This is a genomic window from Actinosynnema sp. (genome assembly GCF_052038725.1).
In genome coordinates, this window is sequence record NZ_JBQGCX010000684.1 from 1 (window position 1) to 3525 (window position 3525).

The window sequence follows — 3525 nt, forward strand, 5'->3', positions numbered from 1 at the left end:
CGACCTCGTCGACCGGGCCAGGGTGCTGTCCCGGCAGGGCATCGACCGCGGGGTGTGGCAGCGGCACGGCAACCGGACGACCGAGCGGTACGACGTCGTGGAACCCGGCCTGAAGTACGTCATGTCGGACATCACGGCCTCCCTGGGCGTGCACCAGTTGAGGAGGCTGCCGGAGTTCAACGCCCGCCGCCGTCTGATAGCCCAGCGCTACCTGCACGAGCTCGCCGGCCTACCGGGCCTGGTGCTGCCCGTCGAGAGCGAAGAGGTCAGGTCCTCCTGGCACCTCTTCGCGGTGCGCGTGCGCCCCGAGTCGGCGTTGATCGATCGTGGCGCGCTGGCGGCCAGGCTGGCCGAGGCGGGCATCGACACCTCGGTCCACTTCACCCCGGTCCACCGGCTCAGCCGCTACCAGCGGCTCGCGGGCGCCGACGCGTTGCCGGTCACCGACCGCGCGGCGGACGAGGAGCTGTCGCTGCCCTGCTACCCGGCGATGACCGACGAGGACGTGACCCGCGTGGTCGGGGCGGTCCGCGCGTCCCTGTCCGGAAGGGGCAGCCGTGGTTGACCTCGACGTGGGCGCCGAGGCGTTCCTGCTCCCCGACGAGCGCTCGCTGCCCGAGGAGCGGGTCGAGCGCAGGCGGGACATCGCCGAGCAGCTCAGGCAGCTCCCGGAGGAGGCGCTGACCCGGATCCAGTACTTCCAGCCCCAGGTCGGCTGCTTCAACCGCTGCGCGTTCTGCAGCCAGCACGCCGGGACCGACGTCTGGCAGTTCAGCCGCACCGGGCTGCGTGACCTCTTCGCCGCACTGGGCGCGGTGACCGCCGAGCGCGGCAGCGGGCTCGGCGGAGGGCGCGAGCACAAGCCTCGTGTTCTCTTCCCCTACCTGGACAACGACATCGGCTCTTACCTCCACCTGGACGAGTACGTGGCGCTGGCGCGCGACGTGCTCGGCTGCACGGTGCGGATGACCACTGTCGGGTTCTCCGAGCACAACGAGGACCTGGTCCGGGTGCACCGCCGCGTCGCCGAGCAGCTCCACGACGGGATCGCCGGGCTCCGCCTGTCGATCACGCCCTTCACCGCGGGCTGGACGGAGGCCGCGCAGCGGCGGGGCGAGACCAGTCGCGCGCAGTTCGTCGCGGACCTGGCCACCACGCTGCGGACCTACCGGGTGCTGCTGGAACGGCGCGGCCTGAACAGGGAATCACTGTCGGCGGAGTTCCGGTTCCGCCCCTTGGCCGTGCGAGCGGAGGTGGAGGAGAGCGAGGTCGACGGCCGCCACGTGCTGCGCGTCGGACCGCACCTGCTGGTCTCCTCGGAACGATCCGGGCCACCGGAGACGGCCGAGGTGACCGCGCTGAGCGTCAACCTGCTCGGCAGGCGCGACATCACGGCCTCCCCCGAACCGGTGTTCTCCCGTGATGGCTCGCCCTACCTGCTGCTGACCGACGCGCGCTCGACCGGACGACCCGCGCAAGAGCTCATCGCCCAGTCGGCCACCGCCGCACGTCGGGTCCTCGTCTGGCGGTTGGAGAACGCGGACGGCGCCTACTACGCGGTCGACCCCCTGTTCGCGGCCGACGGGTCCGTCCACACCCTGAACATCTACCCCGCCACCGACCGCAGGAAGTCCGGCTACCAGGACTCCACCCGCTTCCTGCTGAACGCGCTGTTGGAGCACAAGCGCCGCCTCGGACGCGGTCGCCGCGAGGAGCTCCCGGACGCGACACCGCGCGACGTCGCCGGGGTGCTGGGCATCCTCCGCGCGAGGGGAAAGGCGCTGGCCGAGACCGATCCGACGGCAGCCGAGCACATCCGGCACGAGGTGCTGCCCCTGGTCGCCGACTACGCCCGCGCCCTCCTGGGGGCCGGTCTGCCCGCCTCGCTGTTCTTCTCCCGCCAGTTCACCCTCGACACGGGCCCCGCCATCAACCAGGGACGGGCACTGGTGCTGTTCAAGGGGCTCAGCACCACCGAGGACACCCCGATCAGCCCGTGGCAGGAGCGGGGAGACCTGATCTCCGCCAGCAAGGGGCACGTGTGGCGGTTGGCGCCCGCGCCGTTCGCCCTGGGCGCGAACCCCCGACCCGGCTCCGCCCAGCGAGGCGGCAAGAACACCACCGCGACCGCGCCCTCGTTGATCGTCCAGGAGGTCGACCCCCGGCACCTGCGCCCCGTGGACCAGGACACCGGCCGCGCGTTGCGCGAGTACCGGATCGACGGGGTCGAGGTCGAGCACGTGCGCCTGGACCAGGCGCGGACCGGGCACCTGTACCCCGGCCTGCTCAAGCTGACCCCGGTCACGGGGGAGGCACCGTGTTGATCGTGTTCGAAGGACTGCACTCCAGCGGCAAGAGCACGCAGGCCGGACTGCTGGCCGAGTGGCTCGTCGCGCGCGGTGTCGTGCCGACCAGGACGTCGTGGAACTCCTCCACTCCCCTGGGCGCGACGATCACCGACCTCAAGATCCGCGACCGGCTCGGTCCGCAGGCACTGGTGCTGATGGAGGCCGCGGACCTCGCGCACCGCTGGGAGAGCGGGTTGGGGGAGGTGCTGGCAGCCGGGGGCGTCGTGATCTCCGACAGGTACCACTACTCGACCATGGCCAGGGGCGTGATCAGGGGGATTTCCCTGGAGCACATCAGGGAGTGCTTCCGCTTCGCCCCAGAGCCCGACCTGGTGCTGCACGTCCGCTGCACCGGGCGCGAGACGCTGCGCAGGCGTCTCGCGGCGGGGCAGTCGTTGGGCAGTCACCTCTGCGGCGCGGACTACCGGCCGGTGGTGGACGAGCGGGCCGCCTTCGTCGAGCACCAGGACCGGATGGCGGAGCTGTACGGGGAACTGCTCCCCGAGGGGACCGTCGACCTGCCGCTCGGCGCGTCCCGCGAGGAGGCGCACGCCCTGGTGCTCGACGCCTACCGGGCGGCGGGAGGGCCGACGTGACCGGTGTCGTGCCGTTCTTCCGCCCCTCGCTGGGAGCCGAGGAGATCGCCGAGGTCACCGCCACCCTCACGTCCGGGTGGGTGGCGCCCGGTCCCAGGGCTGAGCGGTTCGAGTCGCTGTTCGCTGAGCGGGTCGGAGCCCCTGCGGCCACCGCGACGTCCTCGGGCACCGCGGCACTGCACCTGGCTCTGCTCGCGCTGGGCGTCGGCGCCGGTGACGAGGTCATCACCACCGCGCTCACCTGCCCCGCCACGGTGAACGCCATCGAGCGCACCGGCGCACGGGCGGTCCTGGTCGACGTCGACCCGATCACGTTGACGATCGACCCCGACCGGGTGGGGGCCGCGATCACCCCCCGGACCGCGGTGATCGTCCCGGTGCACTACGCAGGCCATCCCTGCCGGGTGGACGCCGTGGCGGCGATCGCCCGCGAGCACGGTCTCGCCGTGCTCGACGACGGGGCCCACGCCCTCGGCGCCCTCCACCGCGGTCGTCCGGTCGGCAGCCTCGCCGACCTCACCGCGTTCAGCTTCCAGGCGACGAAGCTGATCACGACCGGGGAGGGCGGGATGCTGGTCGGC

The 3525-nt window shown here is 72.3% G+C and carries 4 protein-coding genes; all 4 read left to right on the plus strand.

Annotated features, from left to right (window positions below; translation table 11 throughout):
* On the plus strand, positions 1-565 hold a 565-nt coding region (locus ACTUAL_RS14430; RefSeq protein WP_440900601.1), incomplete at its 5' end, for a DegT/DnrJ/EryC1/StrS family aminotransferase.
* A complete protein-coding gene (locus ACTUAL_RS14435) occupies positions 558-2324 on the plus strand; it encodes a hypothetical protein (RefSeq protein WP_440900602.1) in 1767 nt (588 codons plus the stop codon). The genes ACTUAL_RS14430 and ACTUAL_RS14435, both read left to right, overlap by 8 nt.
* A gap of 2 nt (positions 2325-2326) precedes the next feature.
* The gene (locus ACTUAL_RS14440; RefSeq protein ID WP_198320539.1) at positions 2327-2944 is read left to right on the plus strand and encodes a dTMP kinase; all 618 of its coding nucleotides are present in this window, start codon (positions 2327-2329) and stop codon (positions 2942-2944) included.
* Positions 2941-3525, plus strand: a 585-nt coding sequence (locus ACTUAL_RS14445; RefSeq protein WP_440900603.1) for a DegT/DnrJ/EryC1/StrS family aminotransferase, incomplete at its 3' end; no start/stop codon positions are given. The genes ACTUAL_RS14440 and ACTUAL_RS14445, both read left to right, overlap by 4 nt.